Origin of the sequence: Kibdelosporangium banguiense, from assembly GCF_017876405.1 — a bacterium.
Classification (GTDB): Bacteria; Actinomycetota; Actinomycetes; order Mycobacteriales; family Pseudonocardiaceae; genus Kibdelosporangium; species Kibdelosporangium banguiense.
Genome location: NZ_JAGINW010000001.1, coordinates 4,136,980 through 4,156,752 on the forward strand (window position 1 = coordinate 4,136,980; position 19,773 = coordinate 4,156,752).

A 19,773-nucleotide genomic window follows, 5' to 3' on the forward strand; every position below is an offset into this window, starting at 1 on the left:
AGCGTTCTACCTACGGTGCGGTTCGGACAAACGGCGGTACGCCCGCACATCCCGCCTGATCATCGCGGTGCACAACGTTTTTCCTGCGCAGCGGTAGGAAAATGGCGAAAGTGCGCCGGGCCGACCCGATCGTGTCGGCCGGTGAGGTTCGTCACGGCTATTCCGCGCGCGAAACGGTGATACCGACCGCGCCCGGTCCGACGTGCACGCCTATCGCCGAACTGACCTCGGTGATGACCGCGTCGCGGGCCTGCGGCAGGCGGGGCTTGAGTTCCTCGAGAATCGTCGTCGCCCTCGGCATGTTGCCGAAATGCTCGACAGCTATGTCGACCATGCCCTCGCCCGCCCGGGAAACGGCGGTCTCGACCATCTTGCGCAATGCCCGGTCGGAACCGAAGCCCTTGTCCTGCGGAGCGATTTGGCCTTCTTGAACCGTGAGTACGGGTTTGAGCGACAACGCACTGCCGACCAATGCCGCGGCCGCGCCTATCCGTCCGCCGCGGCGCAGGTATTCGAGAGTGTCGACATAGATCAATTCCGAGCTGGCACGGCACCGCTTCACGGCCGCGTCGATCACGCGGCGCGGGTTGCCGCCCGCACCCGCGACCCGGGCCGCTGCCAGCACGGCGTATCCGAGGCTCATCCCGCAGGTCCCGGAGTCCACGATATGGACGGGCAGGCGCATCTGGGCGGCGGCCCGGCTGGCGGCTTTGCACGTCTCCGACAGCCGCGAGGAGACGTGGATCGACACGATCGCGTCGGCGCTCTGGGCGACCTGCTGGTAGAGCCGGTAGAACGCGGCAGGCTCCGGCGGCGCGGTCTGCACCGGGGTGCGGTTGCGCAGCGCCTCGATCAGGTGCGCGCTGGGAACGTGCTGTTCCTCGGACACCTGCTCGCCGATCCGGATCTGGATCTGGGCAATGTGCACCCCCCACTGCCTCGCCAGGTCGGCGGGGAGGCAAGCGGTGGAATCGGTCACTACAACTACGCGGCCGTGCATGGGAAGCCAGATTAACGGTTATCACCCGGATGGACGCAAATCGTAGCGGTCCGGCTGGCCCGCCCAACCGTTTCCGTCGCACGTCAGAGGGGTAGTGAGTACTGTCACGGTGGCGATGTCATGCCGCGATGCTACCGGCCGGTAACATGCCTATTAGTGTCGTATGCCACCGCGCTGGCAGTCGGTAGGCGTGGGATGGTCTGCACAACAACATGACGTCAGTAGCCGGGAGGTCGAAGAAGACCCATGCCTAACATCGTTGTCCTGGTCAAGCAGGTGCCTGACACCTACTCGGAGCGCAAGCTCTCGAGTGCAGACCACACTTTGGACCGTGCGTCGGCGGACGCCGTGCTCGACGAGATCAACGAGCGCGCCGTCGAGGAGGCCCTGCTCATCAAGGAGGCGCAGGGTGGCGAGGTGACGGTCTTGACCGCCGGTCCGGAGCGGGCCACTGACGCCATCCGCAAGGCCCTGTCGATGGGCGCCGACAAGGCGGTGCACGTCAGTGACGAGTCGCTGCACGGCGCCGACATCATCCAGACCGCCAAGGTGCTCGCAAAGGCCGTCGGCACGGTCGAGGGCTACGACCTGATCGTCGCCGGCAACGAGTCGACCGACGGTGTCGGTGGCGCCATCCCGGCCATGCTCGCCGAACTGCTCGGTCTGCCGCAGCTCACGCACGCCCGCAAGGTCGAGATCGACGGCACGAGCGTCAAGGTGGAGCGCGAGACCGACACCGGCCGCACGTTCCTCGAGGCGAGCCTGCCCGCCGTGATCAGCGTCGGGGAGAAGATCAACGAGCCGCGTTACCCGTCCTTCAAGGGCATCATGGCGGCCAAGAAGAAGCCGGTCACCACGCTGACCATCGCCGATCTGGGCATCGACGCGGGCGAGGTGGGCCTCGGCAACGCGGCCACCAGCGTGCTCGAGTCGGCCCCGAAGCCGCCGCGCGCGGCCGGCCAGCAGATCACCGACGAGGGCGACGGCGGCACCAAGATCGCCGAGTACCTCGTCTCCCAGAAACTCATCTGATCAACCGCGAGGAGGAGAACTAGTCATGGCAGAGGTTCTGGTCCTCGTCGACGAAATCGACGGTGAGGTCAAGAAGGTCACGTTCGAGCTGCTGACCGCGGCCCGTCGGCTCGGTGAGCCGTCGGCTGTCGTGGTGGGCACGCCGGGCACCGCAGGCAAGATCAAGGACGCGCTCGCCTCCTACGGCGCCGCGAAGGTCTACGTCGCCGAGTCCGACGACGCGGCTGGCTACCTGGTCACGCCGAAGGTCGACGTCCTGGCCGCCCTGGTGGCGCAGGCGTCCCCGGCCGCGGTGCTCGTAGCCGCGACCGCCGAGGGCAAGGAGGTGTCCGGGCGCCTGGCGATCCGGCTCGACTCCGGCCTGCTCTACGACGCGGTCGACATCGACAGCGAAGGTGTCACCACGCACTCGGTGTTCGGTGGCGCCTACACCGCGAAGGCCAAGTCCACCAAGGGTGTTCCGGTCGTCTCGGTGCGAGCCGGCAGTGTCGAGCCCGAGCAGGCCGACGGTGCGGCAGCCGAGGTCGCGGTCGAGGTGCCCGCGGTCGACGCGGCCAAGGCCACCAAGATCACCGGCAACGAGCCGATCGTCGGCGGTGACCGCCCGGAGCTCACCGAGGCCTCGGTGGTCGTGTCCGGTGGCCGTGGTGTGGGCAGCGCCGAGAGCTTCGGCGTGGTCGAGCAGCTGGCCGATGTGCTGGGCGGCGCCGTGGGCGCGTCCCGTGCCGCGGTCGACTCCGGCTACTACCCGCACCAGTTCCAGGTCGGGCAGACCGGGAAGACCGTTTCGCCGCAGTTGTACATCGCTCTCGGAATCTCGGGCGCGATCCAGCACCGCGCCGGAATGCAGACCTCCAAGACGATCATCGCGGTGAACAAGGACGCCGAGGCGCCGATCTTCGAAATCGCCGACTACGGTGTCGTGGGTGACCTTTTCCAGGTCGCGCCGCAGCTGACCGAACAGATCGGCAAGCGCAAGGGCTGATCGACTTCTGTATGCACTTCGGGGCCTCGTGGGCGACTACCCACGGGGCCCCGTTTTATTCCTGGTCATAGCAGAAAGTGATCTTGTAGACAGCGTCGTCCTACAGGGTGACCCCGTCTCAGGGTATTCACCTATTTTCCACTGATGAGTCAGAAAGTCGGCTTGTCGAAGGTCATCTCGCGCGAGTAGAACGATTGTCATGACTCAGGCGCAGGTGCTCGTCAGTACTGCCACCGCTGGGACCGAACTGCCGGAGGACGCACCTCGTTACTCGCTGTTGCTGGCCCGGGACTCCGAGGAGGTCACCGCGGCGCAGCGGCTTCGCCACCAGGTTTTCGCCGGTGAGATGGGCGCGAACCTGAAGTCCGGGGACACCGGGCTGGACATCGACGAGTTCGACGAGTTCTGCGACCACCTCGTGGTCCGTGAGGACCGGACGGGCGAGATCGTCAGCACCTATCGCATGTTGCCGCCCGACCGTGTGGCCGATGCGGGCAAGCTCTACTCGGAGACCGAGTTCGACCTCACGGGAATCAGGTCACTGCTGCCGGATGTCGTGGAGACGGGCCGCTCGTGTGTGCACCCCGACCACCGCACAGGTTCCGTGGTAAGCCTGATGTGGGCCGGTATCGCCCGATACATGCTGCTCACCGGGCGGACCATGCTCGCCGGGTGCGCGTCCGTGCCGCTGGCCGACGGCGGGCATCTGGCCGCCGCGGTGTGGAACATGGTGCGGGACAACCACATGTCACCGCCTGAGTACCGGGTGCGCCCGCTGCGCCCGTGGCAGCCCGACGGGGTCCGGCCGGCCCCGCGCACAGTGGTCCCGCCGCTGCTCAAAGGGTATCTGCGGCTGGGCGCGTGGGTTTGCGGGACGCCCGCGCTGGATGCTGATTTCAACGTGGCAGACCTGTTCGTGCTGCTGGACATCGCGAAGGTCGATCCGCGATACGTGAAGTTCTTCCTGGGGGAGCAAGGGTGAGGGGACATCTTTGGCAGCCGGAAGCCCCGTGTGGGCCCAGCTGCATGGCCGGCAAGACACCTACTGTCGGCCGGTTCAGGCGCGTCTGGCGACTGGTGACAGCGGTCGCCGTACTGCTGACAGGACCGTTCCTGGCGCTGTGCATGCCGTTGTACAGCAAGAAAGGCCGGGAAGGCGCGGTCCGCTGGTGGTTTCGTCGCATCGCGCGGGCGTTCGGCGTCCGGATCGAGGTGCACGGCGGCGAGATCCTGCGTGAGTACGCCGAGGCCGACCGCGGCGCGCTGGTCGCCTCCAACCACATCTCGTGGCTGGACATCGTCGCCGTCAACGCCGTACAGCCGATGCGCGCACAGGCCAAGAAGGAACTCGCCGGCTGGCCGATCATCGGCAAGCTCGCCACTTCGGCCCGCACTGTCTACTTGGACCGCGAGAATCTGCGTTCGTTGCCCGGCGCGGTGGACGAGCTGATGAAGGCCATGCGCGGCGGCTCGCTGGTGAACGTCTCGCCGGAGGGAACAACCTGGTGCGGCCTGGCCAACGGCCGGTTCCGCCCGGCGATGTTCCAGGCCGCGATCGACGCGGACGTTCCGGTGATCCCGTTTGTCCTGCGCTACAGGCTGGAGGACGGCCGGGACACGACCGCACCCGCGTTCATCGGTGACGAGACCCTGGTCACCTCGCTGCGCCGGACTGCCCGTACCCGCGGCTTGGTACTGGAGGTGCACGTGCTCGAACCGATCGAGCCCAGCACCGCGCGCAACCGGCGCGAACTGGCGGCGATCACGCAGACTGCCGTGCGCGACGTCCTGAGCCGGACACAGACACTGCCCGAGTTCGAACACCCCAAGCTCGCAGTCAGCTGACCAGAACGACGGGCTGATCCGTGCACGCGGGTCAGCCCGTCGCTTGCTTGGCACGGCACCCATATAGTGGTTCTGACCTGCGCAAACATCAAAACTGTCGGACCCTGCCGCTACCGTGAAATCAAGGGTTCCCCTTGGGGAATTGTTCATGCGGTGGGGCTTGGCCGGATGTGGGCGGGGTGCGAGGTGAGTGTGTGGTCTGGGAGGGATGGCGGCCACACTCATGCGGTCTTGACCTACAGCGTACTTGAGGTTGCAGACTCCTTTGCGTGACCATTGCCGAACAAGCGCCGAAGAGTTCACTCTGGACAGTCCAGTACCGTGCTGTCTCGATCGGGATGACCCTGCTGGTCACGCTGGTGGCGTTCGAGAATCTCGGTGTGAACACGGCGATGCCGCGGATGGTCGCCGATCTGCAGGGCGGCGCGCTGTACTCGTGGCCGTTCACGGTGTTCCTGGTGACGAGCCTGATAGCCAACGTTCTCGCCGGTCGTCTCTGCGACCAGCGAGGACCGGCTTTCGGGCTCTACACAGGAGTTGTGCTGTTCCTGGCTGGGCTGCTGGTGGCCGGGATGGCCGGTTCGATGCAGATGCTGCTCGTCGGCCGTGCGCTGCAAGGCTTTGGCGGCGGCACGATAGCCGTGGCGATCTACGTGATGATCGCCTTTGTCTATCCGGAACGTTCGCAGCCCGCGGCGTTCGGATTGCTCAGCGCGGCCTGGGTCCTGCCGTCGCTGGTCGGTCCCGCAGTGGCCGGATTCCTGACCGAGCACGCCAGTTGGCGCTGGGTGTTCCTCGGGCTGGTGCCGCTTGCCGTGCTCGGGGCCTTGTTGTTGCTGCCGGCTGTGCGGACGCTGCCGTCCCGGGCGCCGGAACCTCAGCCGGTACGGCCCGGCCTGGCGCTCGCCGCGGTCGCGGCGGCCGTGGGCATCGCGGCACTGACCTGGGCGGCCGAACATCCTTCGCTGGCAACACTTCTGCTCGGAGTCGCCGGACTGGTCGTGCTGCTTCCATCGTTGTTCCGCCTGTTTCCCAAGGGAACGCTGGCTGCCCGGCCTGGACTGCCGGTCACAGTTCTGGCCCGTGGCCTGCTTGCCGGCGCGTATACCGCCATTGAGGTGTACGTGACACTGACACTCACGGCAGTGCACGGTTACTCCCCAATACTCGCCGGGCTTCCGCTGACCCTGGGCGCCTTGGCTTGGTCCGCAGCGGCGGTTCTGCCCGCGCGTAAACCCGATCTTTCTCGATGGATCTTCGTGCGCTGGGGATTCGGTTTCCTGGCCGCAGGCGCACTCGGCATGCTCATAGTGGCCCCGACATGGGGCTGGGGCTGGTTCTCGTTCGCCGCCTGGTCCTTGGCAAGCATTGGAATGGGCCTTGCCTACTCCAGCATGAGCGTGCTCACCATGCGCTTCTCCCTGCCACACGAACAAGGCGCGAACGCAGCCTCACTGCAGGTCTCCGAGCGGGTGTTCAGCGCACTCCTGGTCGGAATCGGCGGCGTCCTGCTCTCCCTGCTGGCATCCCCGCAACAACCCACCACCGCGATGGCCATTCTGGACAGCGGCATGGCCGGCGTCGCGATCCTCGGCGCATTTCTGGTGCGACCGGCCCGGGTAGCCGTTCCTGGGGGTACGACTACCTGATCGGGAAAACTCACCCCCGGTGGGCGAATCTCCGCTCCGACATTCGCCCACCGGGGGTGTCCTCTGCCGGGACGGGTTCCAGGGCTGAGCGGTCAGGCGCCTTGTTCGGCTTCGATTTGCTGGTTCCATTCGCGTTTGCTGGACTGCCAGCCGTCTTCGTTCATGCCGCGTCGCCAGTAGCCTGAGATGGACAGCTGGGACATCGGGATTTCGCGCTCGATCCGGAGGTGGCGGCGGAGTTCCTTGACGAACGTCGCCTCGCCGTGCACGAACGCGTGCACCTGACCCGACGGGAAGTCCAGGTCGCGTACCGCGGTCACCAGCGACTGTCCGACAGGCTGGTCGCCGCGGTACAGCCATTTGACCTCGGCGTCAGCCGGTGTCTGCAGCTTCTGCACTTCGTTCGCGTCGGTGACCTCGATGAACGCCTTCGCCTGCGCGCCGGACGGCATACGTTCCAGGGCCGCCGCGATGGCGGGCAGGGCGCTCTCATCACCGGCGAGAAGATGCCACGCCGCCTGCGGGTCCGGCGCGTAACCCCCGCCTGGTCCCATGAATCGGACGACGTCACCGGGTTTGGCGGCCACCGCCCATGGTCCCGCCACGCCGCTGTCGCCGTGGACCACGAAATCCACCCAGATCTCCGGGATCTCCGGCAGCCAGCGGCGGATCGTGTACGTGCGTACGGCGGGCCAGGTTTCCGCGGGCATGGTCTCCCGGATGACACCGAGGTCGACGGGGTCCGGGTAGGTCACGCCCGCCGGCGGAAAGAGGATCTTGATGTAGTGGTCGGTGTACTCGCCCGCGGCCAGCTCTGCCAGCCCGTCACCACCGATGACCACTCGCATCATGTTCGGCGTGAGTTGCTCCACCCGGGAAACCACGCCTGTTTTCGCCATGCGCCCGCGCCGTTCTGCCATGTCCATAATGTACGCGTTCAGCAGGAAGTCAGGGGCGACACTGAACCTTCACGAAATCCGGCGGAAAAGTGTCGTAGCCGTCGGTTACTGTCTTCGGTGAATCAAGGGGGTCGCCGAGGATGAGGAAAGTCCTGCTCACAGTCGGTGCGCTGGTACTGCTGGTCGCGGGGTGCACGTCCAAGCAGTCTGGGGTGGCGTTGTCCGCGCCGGACTTCTTCGGGCCGGACGCGTTCCGGGGCCTGACCGTAGGCATGTCGAAGCAGGAGGCGCTGGGCACGGGACGGCTGGGCAAAGCGCCGACGTCGACGTTGTACGGCTGCGAGGACTACAGCTTCACGGGCGGGCCGAAGCCGGATCCCGCGCAGATGGCCGACGAGCAGGCAGCCGAGCGGAAGGCGAACGAGGTCAAGAGCCGCCTGGACGCGGCGAAGCTGGCCCACAAGCCGCTGGCGGACAACCCGACGCTGGACGAACTGCGCAAGTCCGCGGACGAATTGGGCGTGATCGCCCAGATCATGCAGGAGTCGCTCGAAGCCACCCGGCAGCTTTCGCAGAAGAGCTCGGCTCGCAACGTGAAGTTCCTGGCGGCAGGCGGGGGTGTCGTTCGACGGTGTGGGCAAGTTACGGCTGGTGGCCGCACCTCCCGGAGCTAAGACGCCCGCGGGAATCACGGCGGGTTCGTCGGTCGGCGACGTGAAGAAGGCCTATCCGGAGGCGAAGCTCGGTGAGTCCGGCGACTACACGATGCCCGTCGCGGGCAAATCGGATCAGCTCGTCGTGTTCCGGATGGCCAAGGACGGCAAAGTCGACACCATCATGCTGATGAGCGTGCTCGGTTGCTGAGCAGGCCAGGCTGTGGGTGGTGGGGGTGCCACGCGCCCCCACCACCGGGCGGCTAGTTCAGCGCCACCTGCATGATCTTGGTGTTGCTGTTGTTGCCGGTGCTGTCCTTGTCGCCGTTGGACGTGGTCAGCCAGAGACCGCCGGTCGAGGTCGGTTCGACTGTCCTAAGGCGACCGTACGTGCCCTGGAAGTAGGCCACGGGACTGTCGGTGCCGTTGCCGTTGATCTTCATTCGGTAGAGGCGCTCGCCACGCAGGCACGACATGAACAGTGTGTCGTTGACGATCGCCAGGCCGCCAGGTGAGGCGCTGGACACACCCCAGGTCCGGACTGGCTTGGTGTAGCCGGAGTTGCTGCAACCCGAGCCGGATGTGCCCTCGCAGGACGGCCAGCCGTAGTTGCCGCCCTTCTTGATCAGGTTCAGTTCGTCCATCACGGAGTTGCCCAGTTCGGCCTCCCAGAGCCGGCCCTGGGAGTCGAAGGCCAGGCCTTCGATGTTGCGGTGGCCGTAGCTCCAGACGTACTTGCCGGCGAACGGGTTGTCCGACGGGACTGATCCGTCGGGGTTCAGCCGCAGGATCTTTCCGTTGAGGGAGTTGAGATCCTGCGCCCGGTCGCCGCTCTGGCCGTCGCCGACACCGGCGTACAGCTTGCCGTCCGGGCCGAACCGCAGCCGGCCGCCGTTGTGGAACTTGTTACGCACAATGCCGGTCAGCAGGACCTGCGAGGCGCCGAGCGAGCCGTTCTCGTACTTGACCCGGATGATCCGGTTGTCGTTCGGGCTGGTGTGGTAGACGTACAGCCAGTGGTCGGTCGCGAAGTCCGGCGAGATTTCCAGCCCGAGCAGGCCGCCTTCACCGTCCGTTCCGGACACGTTTGAGATCGTGCCAACCGTGGTCTTGGTGCCGGACTGGGTCACGCGGGTGATCTTGTGGGTGTCCCGTTCGTTGTAGAGCGCCGAGCCGTCCGGCAGGTTCACCAAGCCCCAGGGCACGTCTGTGCTTGTGGTGATCTGCTTGACCTCGCCGATCGCGTCGCCGCCGGACTTGGTGGTGACAGTGACCGCATTGCTTGCCGGAGAGACGTTTCCGGCGTCGTCAGTGGCCTTGGCGGTGAAGGTGTACGCGGTGTTCGCCTTCAGGCCGCTGATCGTGGCTGTTGTCCCGGTCGCCGAGCCGACCTGCGTGCCACCGGAGAACACCTGATACCCGGTGACGCCGATGTTGTCGGTGGACGCGTTCCACGTCAGGGCGACACTGTTGGCTGTGGTCCCGGTTGAACGCAGATTGCCCGGCGCTGTTGGCGGGTCGTTGTCGATGACCTGCGGGGGCGTCTTGACTGGGACCGTGTCGCTGGCCTGGGAGACGTTTCCGGCGCCGTCACGCGCGTTGACGTAGAAACCGTAGTTCGTGTTCGGCGTCAGGCCGGTGAGCGTGGTCGAGAGCGTCGTGCCGCTGACGGTCTTCACGAGCTGACCGGTGTTGAAGATGTCGTACGCCGTGACGCCGACATTGTCGGTCGATGCGTCCCAGGACAGCGTCGCGCTCGTCGACTTGATGTCGCTGGCACGGACGTTGCCTGGTGTGGTCGGCGACTCGGTGTCAGGCCCTGTCGTGCCGTAGACCTGGAACTCCTGCAACGAATAGCCGTACGCCGAACCGGTCCGGCACCGGACTGTGCCGTATACACGGACATAGCGGGCGTTTCCGCCGACCGCGAGATCGTCGACGCTGCCGTCCCCGGTTGTCGTCTCGTAGATGCTGCTCCAGTTGGTCGCGTTGGTCGACAGCTCGACCCGGTACGACTTGGCGCAGGACTGGTCCCACGTCAGCTTGACCTGGCTGACGGCCGCGACCGCGCCCAAGTCGACATAGATCCACGCCGGGTCGATGTTCTTCTGGCTCGCCCATCTCGTGGATGTGCTGCCATCGACGGCGTTGCGGCCCGCGTAGTTGTCACCGCCGGTCGTGGAGACGGTGACCGGCTTGTTCTGGGAGAGCAGGACGGGCGCCGCGCTGACTGCAGGTGCGACGGCGAAGACCATGGCGACGGCGGCAACGCCGGCCGCGCCCGCCCGCCATCGGGACAGGGGTACCACAGGGTCCTCCGAGTGATCGATAGGGACTTCGGGTGCCCGCGGCGGCTGAGGCTCGATCAATGTAAACGTTTCCAGAACGTTTCGTCCAGCGGACCCGCACCGAAATGTTTCAGCGAGGAGCCTGCAACAAGCGACCGGCTGTGAACATATCCAAGGTGTGAGGCCCTCCACGCAGGAAGCCGTCGGTGAACGCGCCGAGTTCACCGCGATGTTCGCGCGGCACGTCGAGGCGGTGTGGAACCACGCGTACCGCCTCACGGGCTCGTGGAGCAAAGCAGAGGACCTCGCATCCGCCACCTTCCTGACGGCCTGGCGCCGACGCGCCGACATGCGCACAGTCGACGGCAGCGCCCTACCCTGGCTGTACACGGTTGTCGCCAACCTCGCGCGCAACGAATACCGCAGCTCCAAACGGTTCCTACGCGCGATACGCCGTCTCCCGCCGGAACACATGGTCGAAGACCACGCGGACGCTGTCGCCGACCGTCTCGACCACGACCAACGGCTTCGCGTGGTGTTGCGCGCTGTGCAGAAACTGCCGCGCGCCGAACGCGAGGCCGTCGAGCTGTGCCTGCTCGGCGAACTCAGTGTGCCGGCTGCCGCGGAGCTGCTCGGCGTGGCGGAAGTGACCGTTCGATCCCGTATCTCCCGCGCTCGAGCGCGCCTTCGTACGCTTGTGGAGGTCAGCCATGACTGATCCGCTCGCGCCGCCTCCGTGGCGCCAGATCCCCGCCGATGTCCAGGACCGCATCATGCAGTCCACATTAGACGAACCGGCGGTACGGCGCCGCTCTGTCCTTGCCCCGATCGCCGCGAGTGTCGCCGCCCTGGCGATCGGGGCTGTCTTCACCATCCAGGCCACCGGCGGCGCAGGCCCCTCGAATGACGCGAACCCGGGCCTGGACCGTTGCGCCGCGGCCGCGCGTGACTCAGGTCAGTTGGCCCCCCGAAGCGAATGGGAGCAGGTATTCGAGTCGCCTTTCCAGGACTACAAGGTCATCGCCGCCCGCGCAGGCGGCAAACCGGTTTTCTGCGAGCTGACGCACACGACTGCGACCGTCTCCACGGCCGAACCGCGCTACGTTCCCGGCACTGGCGCGGGCCTGGTGATGACCACCCCGCTGGGCACGATCGCAGGCGTGGCCGACCCGTCCTGGAAGCAGGTCTGGATCAAGACCGGCGACTCGGTCCGGCCGGCCAGCATGGTCGACGGCATGTTCGTCGGCGGCTTCCGGACAGGCGACACGGTCGAAGTGGCCAACACCGAACGACCGGCCGAATGGATCACCCTGCCGGTACTCGAACAACCCCCGATCACCGTTGTCGACGCCCGCCCGGGGCCCGCACCCGACCGCTCGTCCGGCCGCGGCCGAATCCTCGGCGACTGCATCAAAGCCACCGAGTTGTACAGAGCCGTGATCGACCAGGACAGCTGGGAACCAGGCGCGATGGTCCAGGCAGGCAACTTCGTGATGATCGTCGCCCGCAACGCGTACGGCTACTCGTCCTGCTCGTACTCGACGGAGAACCAGTTCGGGACGTTCGGCTCCATCACCGGCCGGGGCTACTACCAGGCCGACAAGGCCGCGAACCAGGGCCCGGCCCCGAAAACCTTCCCCATCTCCACCGACCCGAACGTGGGCCAGGTCTTCGTCGCAGGCGTGGTGCCCCAGGAAACCCGGCGAGTCCAGGTCGTCTCCAGCGACGTGACCGTCGAGGCCGATGTCGCCGACTCGACATTCGCCGCCGTCCTGCCACCCGGCTCGTTCAAACGCACACTCCGCCTCTACGACGGCACCGGCAAGATCACCTACGAAGGTCCTTGAGGTTCATGATTCCGGCCAGGCGAATTCGGTGGTGCTGCCGAGGAAGGCGTTCCACTCGGCTTCGGTGAACCAGACCGAGCCCTCGCCGGGGCGTTTGCTGTTGCGGACTTCGGCGACGACCTGGTCACCGCCGTGTGGCTGGACATCCTCGACGAGGTCGGATAACTCGACGAACCTCACTTCGACGCAGTTCACGCCGCTGCCGGACAGGCTCGGGGTGAACCAGGGCTTGATGACGCTCACCGCAACATCTCCTTGAGGCTCTTGATCCGGCGATTGAGGAGGGTGAGTGAGCGATGTTCGGGCTCCGCGAGAGCGCGGGTTTGCTCGAACGACCACAGGATTCGCTCGATCTCCTCCTCTCGGTCCTCGATTCTGCCAGCATCGTCGGCCCCCTCCAGATAGACCATGTCCGTCGGTGCCATGGGGTGTCGCACCACCATCACATTGCCGTTGCCCAGCGGACCGTTACCCGCCTCAAAGGTCAGAATCTGGAAGGCGACGTGGCTCAGTTCGGCGACGGTGTGCCGGATGTGCTCAAGTTGCTCAAGCATGATCGCCGGACTTCCGACCATGGTGTTCAAGGCGGCTTCGCCGATGATTTCCCAGAGGCTCAAGGGACCTGGATCCTCGCGCCGCAGCAGCTTCTGCCGAGCGAGTCGCAACTTCACGTGCCTGTCAGACAAACGCGGTTCCAACCGCGCGAACCATCGGTTGACCGCTTTTGCGTAGTCCGGTGTTTGAAGCATGGAGGGGATGAGGTTCAGTGAGTAGTCCCACCGCTCCGTGGCTTCCTCCTCGAAGTCGTTGAAACGCCGCACGACCGGTGCGACGAATGTTTGTGAAGTGGCCCTGCGCCGGACCTTTCCCGTTCGTTGCCGGGAAGCGCGGGCACGCTCCAACAGGTCCGTGCGGTTGATCTCGTCAGTGTCCTCGATCTTGAGGCCGTCCAGGATGCGCTCGATGTACTCGGGTTTGACACCGGTGCGGCCCATCTCGATGTTGGCGATCTGCTGGTTGGACAGGCCGATCATGTCGGCGAGTTCCTTCTGGGTCAGGTCGGCTTCGATCCGGAGCCGCTTGACCACCGCGGCCAGGCCGACCCTGGCCACTGTCCGGCGCTGCTCGGTCATCTCGCTCCTTCCAGAAAGGGTGCATCCCATGAATTCACTCGTTCGTGCTTAGTCATCTATGGGTGGTTTCGAATAGTCTCGTATGAGCGGTGCTGTGTCATGTGGACACGCCGTCGGGCTGAGGAGGAGATGTGACTGACAAGCCGCTGACCGGGCACTTTCCGGAGCTGACTCAGGAGGATCTCGATGTCGACGAGTGCAAGGCGCGGGCGGCGGCCGATGTTCTCGGCGGTGTGCTCGTCGAGTTCCATAGCTGGCACATCGAACTTGAGGAGGTAGTGGACGCGTTGGAGCGTTCCGTGCCGCGTTCCGAGCGTGCTGCTGAGGCGCACCGACGTCTCGCTGCCGCGCTGGACACTTGTGAGGCCGTAGTCTGCTCGCTGTCGGACGCGCGGGACGTGTTTGACGCCCGCTGGCCTCGCCGGGCGACACCATCGTCGAGTCCGCGCCCGGCGTGACGTACATCGCCGCATACACTCATATGCGATGACCTATCTAGACCACGCGGCGACCACACCGATGCTGCCAGAGGCAGTCGCGGCCATGACCGAGGCGATGTCCGTTCCGGGCAACGCCTCTTCGCTGCATTCTTCTGGTCGCCGGGCCAGGCGGGTGGCTGAGGAGGCGCGCGAGTCGATCGCGGACGCCCTCGGTGCGCGACCCTCCGAGGTCATTTTCACCGCTGGCGGCACGGAGAGTGACAATCTCGCCGTCAAAGGCATCTACTGGGCGCGCCGCCAGGAGGGCCGGCGCCGTGTGCTGGTCTCGTCCGTGGAGCACCATGCGGTGCTCGACGCCGCCGAGTGGCTGGAGAACTACGACGGCGCCGATGTGACCTGGCTGCCCGTGGACCGCAGTGGCCGGCTGAACGCCGACGCGCTTTCCGAAGAGCTCTCCGACGATGTGGCGCTGGTCACGGCCATGTGGGCGAACAACGAGGTCGGGACCGTCAACCCGGTGCGTGAGCTGGCCGAGGCCTGCGCTGAGCGCGGCATCCCGTTCCACACTGACGCGGTCCAGGCCGTGGGCTCGTTGCCGGTCGACTTCGCGGAGTCACGCGCGAGCGCGTTGACCATGACTGGCCACAAGCTTGGCGGCCCGATCGGTGTCGGCGCCTTGTTGCTCGGGCGGGACGTGCCGTGTTCGCCGTTGCTGCACGGCGGCGGGCAGGAGCGTGACGTCCGCTCGGGAACCGTTGACGTGCCTGCGATTCATGCTTTGGCCACAGCTGTACGTTCAGTCGTCGCGAACCGTGAGCAGCGTGCTGCCGAGATCGCGGCGCTGCGCGACGAGCTGGTAAATGCAGTGCGTGCGGCTGTTCCGGACGCGATACTCAACGGCGATCCAGGGCTGCCGGGTCACGCACACTTCACGTTCCCCGGCTGTGCCGGTGACAGCTTGCTGATGTTGTTGGACGCCAAGGGAATCGAGTGCTCGACTGGCTCGGCGTGCACGGCGGGAGTGGCTCAGCCGAGCCATGTCCTGCTGGCCATGGGCATGGATCCGGCGGCCGCCCGCGGTTCGCTCCGGTTCTCGCTCGGGCATACGTCGACCAAAGCCGATGTCGACGCACTCGCCAAGGCAATCGGACCGGCCGTGGAACGGGCCCGTAGCGCGGGACTTTCCGGGATGCGCCGATCCGCAGCGAAGGAGGCGTGAGCATGCGCGTGCTCGCCGCAATGAGTGGTGGTGTCGACTCGGCCGTGGCCGCGGCCAGGGCGGTCGCCGCCGGGCACGACGTCGTCGGCGTGCACTTGGCCCTGTCGGCGAAGCCGGGCACGCTGCGTACCGGCGCCCGTGGCTGCTGCACGATCGAGGACTCCCACGATGCCCGCCGGGCCGCTGACGTGCTCGGAATCCCGTTCTACATCTGGGATTTCGCCGAGCGGTTCACCGAGGACGTGATCGAGGACTTCGTCGAGGAGTACGCCGCAGGCCGCACGCCCAACCCGTGCTTGCGCTGCAACGAGCGGATCAAGTTCGAGGCGTTGCTGGACAAGGCTTTGGCGCTCGGGTTCGACGCGGTCTGCACCGGCCACTACGCCCGTTTGACCACAGTGGACGGAAAGCCGGAGCTGCGGCGCAGTGTGGACGACGAGAAGGATCAGTCCTATGTGCTCGCTTCGCTGACCGCGGAGCAGTTGCGGCACGCCATGTTCCCGCTCGGTGGCAACACCAAGACCGAAGTCCGTGCGGAGGCGGCCGAGCGCGGCCTGTCCGTGGCCGAGAAGCCCGACAGTCACGACATCTGCTTCATCCCGGATGGCGACACCCAGAAGTTCCTGACCAACAAGCTCGGTGAGCGTCCCGGCATGCTCGTGGACGACGAAACCGGTGCGGTGCTTGGCATGCATACGGGCGTGCACGGTTTCACCGTCGGACAGCGCAAGGGTCTCGGCATCGACGCGCCCGCAGCGGACGGACGTCCGCGGTACGTGCTGTCGCTGGAGCCGGTGTCCGGCAACGTCCGGGTCGGCACGGCCGAGCGTCTCGAGGTCCGGGAAATCGCTGGTGAGCGGCTGATTTGGCCGTCCGGTGAGCCGTTGGACGGGCTGACCGAGTGTGTCGTGCAGGTCCGTGCGCACGGCGGCACGGCCCCAGCGGTCGCCGAGATGGCCGACGGTGAGCTGGTGATCCGGCTGGCCGAGCCGCTGCGTGGCGTCGCGCCTGGTCAGGCCGCAGTTCTGTACCGCGGCGACCTGGTGCTCGGCAGCGCCACGATCACACACGCTCGATAGCGAACCCGGCGTTCTGGTCGACCAGGTAGCCGACGCCGCGAACAGTGGTGATCGGGTCGAACCCGATTTTCCCGCGTAGCCGGCGGACATGCACGTCCACAGTCCGGGTACCAAGGTGATCCGCGACGCCCCACACCTCGGCGAGGATCGTCGAACGGCGGTGCACCCGGCCAGGGTTGCGGCACAGGAACAACAGCAGATCGAACTCAAGCCGTGTCAGCTCGACAGGCGTGTCACGCACAGTGACGCGACGCGCGTCCGGCTGGATACGCAGCTGTGCCGATGGCAGGGCACGCTGCTCCGGCACCTGCGCACCGTCGACGACCATCCGGTCGATCGGCAGGTCAACGGCGGTGCGCAGGGTGTCGACCAGCCGAGCGGTGAGGCTGGGAGCCTGCTCGGTGTCGACGGTGAGCTGCACGATGACAGTCAGCTGGGCCGTGGACATGTGCACCATGGGACCGGCTGGTCACCAGGAGTGTCAACGCATCCCACAGGCTGAACCTACTTGCCGGGGTTGACGACCAGCTTGCCCGCGGTGCGGCGGCCCCGCAGGTCCTCATGCGCCTGCCGGACATCGGAAAGCGCGTAGTCGCCGCCACCGATGATCTTCAAGTTGCCGGCCACAACCTCGTCGGCCAGCTCCCGGAACGCCTGGTGCAGCAGAGGCGGGTTGCCAAAGGCGTGCGCCAGCCAGAAACCGCTCACCGTGCTGGTGTGCGCCATCAAAGAAGTCATTGCGACCGGCTCCGGCTGCTCACGGCTGGCCATGCCGTAGAACGCGAGCCTGCCGAACGGCGCCAACGCCGCGAGGCTCTCATTCGTGACGCGCCCGCCAGTCATCTCCAGCACGACGTCAACACGCTTGCCACCGTTGGCCTCGATCAGAGCGGCCTTCAGGTCCTCGGTCGCGGGGTCAAGCGCGACATCGGCGCCCAGCTCAAGCGCAAGATCACGCTTCTGCTGCGTGCTCGCCGTGGCGATGACCCGCCCGGCGCCCATCGCCTTCGCCAACTGGATGGCCAGGCTGCCCACCCCACCGGCGGCAGCATGGACCACGACAGTCTCGCCCTTCTGCAAGTGCGTGATCTTCTTGAGCAGGAACCAAGCCGTCATCCCCTGCACAAGCAGCGCGACCGCGGAAACGTCGTCGACGCCCTCCGGCACATCGAACGCGAGGGCCTTCTTCACAACAGCCTTCTCGGCATACCCGCCACTACCGACGATCGCCGCGACCCGCCGCCCATCAGCCGTGGTGCCGACAACCTCACCACCCGGAATCAACGGCAGCTTGGCAGGCGCCAGATAGGAGTCGTCCGTCTGGTGAGTATCCGCGAAGTTCACCCCGGCCCTGGACACATCGACAAGCAGCTCATCATCACCAGGCACCGGGTCCGGCACCTCGGTGACCCTGAGCACCTCCGGCCCGCCGAACTCAGTGATCTGCACAGCACGCACGTCGAACGCCTCCTTATCGTCGTGAGACAGAATAACACTTTGTCTCACTCAAGGGACTGTGACACTGGTTTGTTCCACACTGTGCCCGCCGTCACCACGCCTCACCGGCCCAACACCCCTTGCGCCGAACGGCGTTTGTCAATACACACAGCGAAATTGTTCACCCGGACAGCCGATTCTCCAGCCATGATCAATAAGCCAAGCTCTTCATGGTTCAAGTTGGTTGCGCGTCGCCGGGGGGCACGCATGGGCAACCTCTACTAAGGGGGCACCTTTAGATGAAGCGCCGGTTCATGGCGCGGCCTCGTCCTGCGCGTTTCATACGCGGGTCGGCTGCGGTGGCCGCATTGGTGATCTTTGCTTCGTTGTCCCAGGCCCCGACGACTGCCGCAGTTCCCGTGGGGGCCCTGGAGTGCCAGCCGGGTGTGTCGAACTTCGTGATCCGGTCCGATCAGGTCCTCGACCTGGATGTCGACAGCGAGCCGGAGGCCGGGGGCGGAGCCTGGTCGGGGCGCCGGAGCATCGGCAGTGGCTGGTCGGGCACCACGAAGGCAGGGCCGAGCGGGTACGTCTATTCGTTTCGCCCGGACGGCGAGGTTCGACGGCTGAAGTGGCTCGGTGACCGCTGGGAGAACAACGGTGCGTTCGCCACGATCGCAACGGGTTGGAATGTATGGGGGACCTCGAGTTATCGCAATCGGCTGACCATCGACAACCGGGGTGACTTCTACGGGATCGCACCGGACAACGCCTTGCATTGGTGGCGGTATGACAACGCAACCCAGGCGTGGACCGAGCGGCTGCTGGACTACGGCTGGGGCGACCGCTTCAACCTCGTGGCGTCCGCAGGCGCAGGTGTCCTTTACGCGAGACAGACCAATGGTGATCTGTTCCGCTACCAGTACGACACGGCCAGCCAACGGCTGGTCGACTTCGGAAAAGTCGGCGTCGGCTGGCAGACCGCCGCGGACGTAACCTCGCCTGGCGGCGACCTGCTTTACGTGTCGGACAACAGCGGGGCCTTCCGGTGGTACAGGTACGCCGGGGATGGCCAGTGGGCCGCGGGCAGTGGAAAGAGCATCGGCGGGGGCATTCCAGCTGACTGGCAGTTGGAGATCTCCCCGGATGGCTGCAAGGTGACGCCGGACGGGAACCCGGTGCGCCCTCAGGTCCCCGCTCAGCCGAACGCGGCCGCGTCGCTGCTGTACACATCGACCGGACGCCTGCATTACTCCTATGTGGTCGGCGATGGCCGGATGGTCAACGCGCAGGCCGCGGATCTCTCAGGCAACACTCCGATCGGCTTCTCAGTCATTCCGTCGTTTCTCGGGGTGACCGGCGTTCCCACCGCGGCCGAGGCAGCGAATGGCCGTGTGCAGTTGCTCGGACTGGGAACGGACGCCGAAGTACGCAGTAGCACACAGGCATCTCCCACAGGTGCCTGGTCGCCGACTACCAAAGTCGGTGGTTTCGGCACGGGCCCTGCGTCACTGCTTCGTCTACATGACAGCACGTTGTTCGGTTACGTGGTGGACGGTGAAGGCTGCCTGTGGTGGACTGCGGAGCGTGCCCAGAACGCTGAGTTGCGGCCATGGCGCCTTTTCGGTTGTGACAATTACGCTCCAGTTCAGCCGACGTTCGTCAGGGGCACAGGAACGACGACATTTGTCACGCTGCTGCGCCGATCTGGGGACTATCGGACCATCGTGTCGCGCGACGGCGTTTGCTGCCCATCGTCATTGCTTGGCGGTAGCGGGTTTTCCGGCGCGGCAGCCACAGTCGTGGACGGCGCCGGAAGATTACGCGTCTTCGCCCGTGGCGCGGATCGTCAGATCTATTCCCAGACCGAGACCGCTACCGGTTTCCCCCAGGTATGGACTGCTATACCCGGGCTGATCGCCGCAGGTTCGCCGTCCGCGATCGTCGCACCTAACGGGACGATCGAGATCGTGGCGCGCGGTGCCGACGGCTACGTGTACAACACCGGTCAGGTGGCACCTGGATCCTCGGCGTTCCGGGCTTGGCGCGATATCACCGACCACACGCAACAGTCGTCGACTGATCCCACGGCGGTGTCCGTGCCCGATCAGAACATTTGGGTTGTCGCCTTCCGTGATGGGGACGACGTGCCCAAACTGCGCAAGGCTCTGCCGCCCACAGCCCGGGTGGCCTCCGGTGATCATGAACCGGTTTTTGTGGATCTGCCTGTTCAGCCAGCCCAGTAACCGTCGGCGATTCCAAGGGGG

Annotated in this window: 20 protein-coding genes; 13 read left to right on the forward strand and 7 right to left on the reverse strand. The window is 66.0% G+C overall.

Annotated elements, in window-relative coordinates; all coding sequences use genetic code 11:
* Window positions 1-157: 157 nt before the first annotated feature.
* On the reverse strand, window positions 158-1,000 hold the full coding sequence (locus tag JOF56_RS19530) for a DegV family protein (RefSeq protein ID WP_209640119.1): 843 nt from the start codon (window positions 998-1,000) through the stop codon (window positions 158-160).
* 246 nt (window positions 1,001-1,246) lie between these two features.
* Between JOF56_RS19530 and JOF56_RS19535 the strand changes: the two genes are divergently transcribed.
* From JOF56_RS19535 to JOF56_RS19555, 5 genes are all read left to right on the forward strand, one after another.
* Window positions 1,247-2,032, forward strand: a complete 786-nt coding sequence (locus JOF56_RS19535) for an electron transfer flavoprotein subunit beta/FixA family protein (protein WP_209640122.1) — start codon at window positions 1,247-1,249, stop codon at window positions 2,030-2,032.
* A gap of 25 nt (window positions 2,033-2,057) precedes the next feature.
* Window positions 2,058-3,017: an electron transfer flavoprotein subunit alpha/FixB family protein gene (locus JOF56_RS19540; RefSeq protein WP_209640125.1), complete on the forward strand. Its 960-nt coding sequence runs from the start codon at window positions 2,058-2,060 to the stop codon at window positions 3,015-3,017.
* A gap of 199 nt (window positions 3,018-3,216) precedes the next feature.
* The gene (locus JOF56_RS19545) at window positions 3,217-3,999 is read left to right on the forward strand and encodes a GNAT family N-acetyltransferase (RefSeq protein WP_209640128.1); all 783 of its coding nucleotides are present in this window, start codon (window positions 3,217-3,219) and stop codon (window positions 3,997-3,999) included.
* A 44-nt stretch (window positions 4,000-4,043) separates the two neighbouring features.
* Window positions 4,044-4,862 (forward strand): lysophospholipid acyltransferase family protein, encoded by an 819-nt coding sequence (locus JOF56_RS19550; protein WP_209640131.1) that lies wholly within the window; start codon window positions 4,044-4,046, stop codon window positions 4,860-4,862.
* Window positions 4,863-5,131: 269 nt separating this feature from the next.
* Window positions 5,132-6,511 carry an MFS transporter gene (locus tag JOF56_RS19555; RefSeq protein WP_307855160.1) on the forward strand — a complete coding sequence of 460 codons (1,380 nt, stop codon included), beginning with the start codon at window positions 5,132-5,134 and terminating at the stop codon, window positions 6,509-6,511.
* A 92-nt stretch (window positions 6,512-6,603) separates the two neighbouring features.
* Here the strand turns inward: JOF56_RS19555 and JOF56_RS19560 are convergent, their stop codons facing one another.
* Window positions 6,604-7,431 (reverse strand): siderophore-interacting protein, encoded by an 828-nt coding sequence (locus tag JOF56_RS19560; RefSeq protein WP_209640134.1) that lies wholly within the window; start codon window positions 7,429-7,431, stop codon window positions 6,604-6,606.
* A 119-nt stretch (window positions 7,432-7,550) separates the two neighbouring features.
* Here JOF56_RS19560 and JOF56_RS19565 point away from each other — a divergent pair, with 119 nt between their 5' ends.
* Window positions 7,551-8,084 (forward strand): hypothetical protein, encoded by a 534-nt coding sequence (locus JOF56_RS19565; RefSeq protein WP_209640137.1) that lies wholly within the window; start codon window positions 7,551-7,553, stop codon window positions 8,082-8,084.
* Window positions 8,062-8,274, forward strand: coding sequence for a hypothetical protein (locus JOF56_RS19570; protein ID WP_209640140.1), 213 nt, complete (start codon window positions 8,062-8,064; stop codon window positions 8,272-8,274). Before JOF56_RS19565 ends, JOF56_RS19570 begins: the two co-directional genes overlap by 23 nt.
* Window positions 8,275-8,326: 52 nt before the next feature.
* Here the strand turns inward: JOF56_RS19570 and JOF56_RS19575 are convergent, their stop codons facing one another.
* Entirely contained in the window at window positions 8,327-10,372 is a 2,046-nt protein-coding gene (locus JOF56_RS19575) for a PQQ-dependent sugar dehydrogenase (RefSeq protein ID WP_307855161.1), read from the reverse strand.
* Between the two features lie 208 nt (window positions 10,373-10,580).
* Between JOF56_RS19575 and JOF56_RS19580 the strand changes: the two genes are divergently transcribed.
* On the forward strand, window positions 10,581-11,069 hold the full coding sequence (locus tag JOF56_RS19580; protein ID WP_209648343.1) for an RNA polymerase sigma factor: 489 nt from the start codon (window positions 10,581-10,583) through the stop codon (window positions 11,067-11,069).
* The gene (locus JOF56_RS19585; protein WP_209640143.1) at window positions 11,062-12,198 is read left to right on the forward strand and encodes a hypothetical protein; all 1,137 of its coding nucleotides are present in this window, start codon (window positions 11,062-11,064) and stop codon (window positions 12,196-12,198) included. Before JOF56_RS19580 ends, JOF56_RS19585 begins: the two co-directional genes overlap by 8 nt.
* Window positions 12,199-12,201: 3 nt before the next feature.
* On the opposite strand, the gene JOF56_RS19590 is transcribed toward JOF56_RS19585, so the two are convergent.
* Together JOF56_RS19590 and JOF56_RS19595 are read right to left on the reverse strand one after the other, a co-directional pair.
* Window positions 12,202-12,441 (reverse strand): DUF397 domain-containing protein, encoded by a 240-nt coding sequence (locus JOF56_RS19590; RefSeq protein ID WP_209640146.1) that lies wholly within the window; start codon window positions 12,439-12,441, stop codon window positions 12,202-12,204.
* Window positions 12,438-13,331: a helix-turn-helix domain-containing protein gene (locus JOF56_RS19595; RefSeq protein ID WP_209640149.1), complete on the reverse strand. Its 894-nt coding sequence runs from the start codon at window positions 13,329-13,331 to the stop codon at window positions 12,438-12,440. Before JOF56_RS19595 ends, JOF56_RS19590 begins: the two co-directional genes overlap by 4 nt.
* A gap of 131 nt (window positions 13,332-13,462) precedes the next feature.
* Here JOF56_RS19595 and JOF56_RS19600 point away from each other — a divergent pair, with 131 nt between their 5' ends.
* The 3 genes from JOF56_RS19600 to mnmA are packed head-to-tail and all read left to right on the forward strand — an operon-like array spanning window position 13,463 to window position 16,069.
* Entirely contained in the window at window positions 13,463-13,789 is a 327-nt protein-coding gene (locus tag JOF56_RS19600; protein ID WP_209640152.1) for a hypothetical protein, read from the forward strand.
* A 28-nt stretch (window positions 13,790-13,817) separates the two neighbouring features.
* Window positions 13,818-14,990, forward strand: coding sequence for a cysteine desulfurase family protein (locus JOF56_RS19605; RefSeq protein WP_209640155.1), 1,173 nt, complete (start codon window positions 13,818-13,820; stop codon window positions 14,988-14,990).
* Between the two features lie 2 nt (window positions 14,991-14,992).
* Window positions 14,993-16,069, forward strand: a complete 1,077-nt coding sequence (mnmA, locus tag JOF56_RS19610; RefSeq protein ID WP_209640158.1) for a tRNA 2-thiouridine(34) synthase MnmA — start codon at window positions 14,993-14,995, stop codon at window positions 16,067-16,069.
* Here mnmA and JOF56_RS19615 read toward each other — a convergent pair.
* The gene (locus JOF56_RS19615) at window positions 16,053-16,517 is read right to left on the reverse strand and encodes a winged helix-turn-helix domain-containing protein (protein ID WP_245378313.1); all 465 of its coding nucleotides are present in this window, start codon (window positions 16,515-16,517) and stop codon (window positions 16,053-16,055) included. The two genes, mnmA and JOF56_RS19615, sit on opposite strands and share 17 nt — an antisense overlap.
* A 56-nt stretch (window positions 16,518-16,573) precedes the next feature.
* Window positions 16,574-17,527 carry a quinone oxidoreductase family protein gene (locus tag JOF56_RS19620; protein WP_209640164.1) on the reverse strand — a complete coding sequence of 318 codons (954 nt, stop codon included), beginning with the start codon at window positions 17,525-17,527 and terminating at the stop codon, window positions 16,574-16,576.
* 425 nt (window positions 17,528-17,952) lie between these two features.
* Here JOF56_RS19620 and JOF56_RS19625 point away from each other — a divergent pair, with 425 nt between their 5' ends.
* The gene (locus JOF56_RS19625) at window positions 17,953-19,752 is read left to right on the forward strand and encodes a tachylectin-related carbohydrate-binding protein (protein WP_209640166.1); all 1,800 of its coding nucleotides are present in this window, start codon (window positions 17,953-17,955) and stop codon (window positions 19,750-19,752) included.
* The last annotated feature ends 21 nt before the right edge of the window (window positions 19,753-19,773 follow it).

Coding starts and splice junctions, on each gene's coding strand:
- mnmA (WP_209640158.1), top strand. CDS start 14,993: ATGCGCGTGCTCGCCGCAATGAGTGGTGGTGTCGACTCGGCCGTGGCC.
- JOF56_RS19595 (WP_209640149.1), bottom strand. CDS start 13,331: ATGACCGAGCAGCGCCGGACAGTGGCCAGGGTCGGCCTGGCCGCGGTG.
- JOF56_RS19550 (WP_209640131.1), top strand. CDS start 4,044: ATGGCCGGCAAGACACCTACTGTCGGCCGGTTCAGGCGCGTCTGGCGA.
- JOF56_RS19560 (WP_209640134.1), bottom strand. CDS start 7,431: ATGGCAGAACGGCGCGGGCGCATGGCGAAAACAGGCGTGGTTTCCCGG.
- JOF56_RS19585 (WP_209640143.1), top strand. CDS start 11,062: ATGACTGATCCGCTCGCGCCGCCTCCGTGGCGCCAGATCCCCGCCGAT.
- JOF56_RS19540 (WP_209640125.1), top strand. CDS start 2,058: ATGGCAGAGGTTCTGGTCCTCGTCGACGAAATCGACGGTGAGGTCAAG.
- JOF56_RS19615 (WP_245378313.1), bottom strand. CDS start 16,517: ATGTCCACGGCCCAGCTGACTGTCATCGTGCAGCTCACCGTCGACACC.
- JOF56_RS19565 (WP_209640137.1), top strand. CDS start 7,551: ATGAGGAAAGTCCTGCTCACAGTCGGTGCGCTGGTACTGCTGGTCGCG.
- JOF56_RS19580 (WP_209648343.1), top strand. CDS start 10,581: ATGTTCGCGCGGCACGTCGAGGCGGTGTGGAACCACGCGTACCGCCTC.
- JOF56_RS19530 (WP_209640119.1), bottom strand. CDS start 1,000: ATGCACGGCCGCGTAGTTGTAGTGACCGATTCCACCGCTTGCCTCCCC.
- JOF56_RS19545 (WP_209640128.1), top strand. CDS start 3,217: ATGACTCAGGCGCAGGTGCTCGTCAGTACTGCCACCGCTGGGACCGAA.
- JOF56_RS19535 (WP_209640122.1), top strand. CDS start 1,247: ATGCCTAACATCGTTGTCCTGGTCAAGCAGGTGCCTGACACCTACTCG.
- JOF56_RS19605 (WP_209640155.1), top strand. CDS start 13,818: ATGACCTATCTAGACCACGCGGCGACCACACCGATGCTGCCAGAGGCA.